The sequence below is a fragment of the Arhodomonas sp. KWT genome (assembly GCF_010993615.1).
In genome coordinates, this window is sequence record NZ_WNXE01000405.1 from 1 (window position 1) to 1,566 (window position 1,566).

Below are 1,566 nucleotides of genomic sequence, written 5' to 3' on the forward strand. Positions count from 1 at the left end.
GCCGACTACTGGGACGACCTGGTCGGCTGGGAATCCCGCCTCGAGCGCGAGGGCCACTTCTACAACCGTCTGATCGGCTCCCAGGGCGCGAAGGATGTCCTCGACATCGCCTCGGGCACGGGCGTGAATGCCGTCTCGCTGGCCCGCGCGGGCTTCAACGTCACCGCCGCCGACGGCTCCGAGAACATGATCGCCAAGACGCGGGAGAACGCGAAGGACTACGGTGTCTCCTTCGTGGATTCGAAGGTCGTGGACTGGCTGTCGCTGGACAAGACCCTGGGCACGGAGCGTTATGACGCCGTCGTCTGCCTCGGCAACTCGTTCACCCATCTGTTCGATCACGAGGAGCGGCGCGACGCCCTGCAGGCGATCCTCGCCGTACTCCGTCCGGGCGGCATGCTGGTGATGGACCAGCGCAACTACGACACCATGCTCGACGAGGGCTACAGCTCCAAGCACGAGTACTGCTACACCGGCGATGGTGTGGACGTCGGTCCCGCCGAGCTCAACCGTCGGCTCGCGAAGTTCGAGTATCGCTTCCCCGACGGTGCGACCTTCCAGCTGAACATGTACCCGCTGCGCCAGGACTACCTGACGCACCTCCTCGAGGACGCGGGCTTCATCAACGTGGAGCGTTTCGGCGACCTGCAGCGGCCCTACGACCGCCGCAACGTGGACTTCGTCCAGCAGGTGGCCTTCCGCCCGCGGTAACGCCCCTGCCCGCCGGGCCCCGTCCGGGGTCCGGCCGCGATACGGGCCGATTGCGCGGCGGCGGGCGTCGCCGCCGCGCGACACCCCGCTCCAGCGGTTTGAAATGGTGCCCGACGCCTTTGCGGCGGTGCGCCGGCTTCGGCGATAATGCGGCCTTTACTGGCCGCCATCGGATCACCCCCTCCCCATGTCAGAGACCCCCGCGGATCACCTGGTGCGTACGGTCGAGGTCGGCGCGACCACCTTCACGCTGCTGGGCACGGCCCACGTCTCTCCGGAGAGCGTGGCCGACGTGCGTCGCGAGATCGATACGGAGCGTTACGACGCCGTCGCGGTCGAGCTCTGCGAGAGCCGTCACAATGCCCTCATGAATCCCCGCTCGCTCGAGGAGATGGATCTCTTCCACGTCATCCGTACCGGCAAGGCCGGTATGGTGGCGGCGAGCCTGGCGCTGGGCGCCTATCAGCAGCGGCTCGCGGAGCAGTTCCAGATCCGCCCGGGTGCGGAGATGGAGGCGGCGATCCAGCGTGCCCGCGACGAGGCGCTGCCGCTGTACCTCGTCGACCGCGAGATCGGCGTCACCCTCAAGCGCATCTACCGGCGCACGCCCTGGTGGCAGCGGCTGATGCTGGTCTCGGGGCTGTTCGCCAGCCTGTTCTCCCGGGAGCGCATCGACGCCGAGGAGATCGAGCGGCTCAAGGAAGGCGACATCCTGGAGTCCACCTTCTCGGAGTTCGCCGACCGCTCGAGGGTGCTCTACGACACCCTCATCCACGAGCGGGACCGCTTCATGGCGGCGCGCCTGCTGAGCGAGGCGGCGGAGCACCGGCCGCGCCACGTGCTCGCCGTCGTCGG

Annotated in this window: 2 protein-coding genes; both read left to right on the forward strand. The window is 68.3% G+C overall.

Annotated features, from left to right (window positions below; genetic code table 11):
* The coding region (locus G7A99_RS19390; RefSeq protein WP_163143314.1) for a bifunctional 2-polyprenyl-6-hydroxyphenol methylase/3-demethylubiquinol 3-O-methyltransferase UbiG at positions 1-711 on the forward strand (711 nt) is incomplete at its 5' end.
* A 187-nt stretch (positions 712-898) separates the two neighbouring features.
* Positions 899-1,566, forward strand: a 668-nt coding sequence (locus G7A99_RS19395) for a TraB/GumN family protein (protein ID WP_205599939.1), incomplete at its 3' end; no start/stop codon positions are given.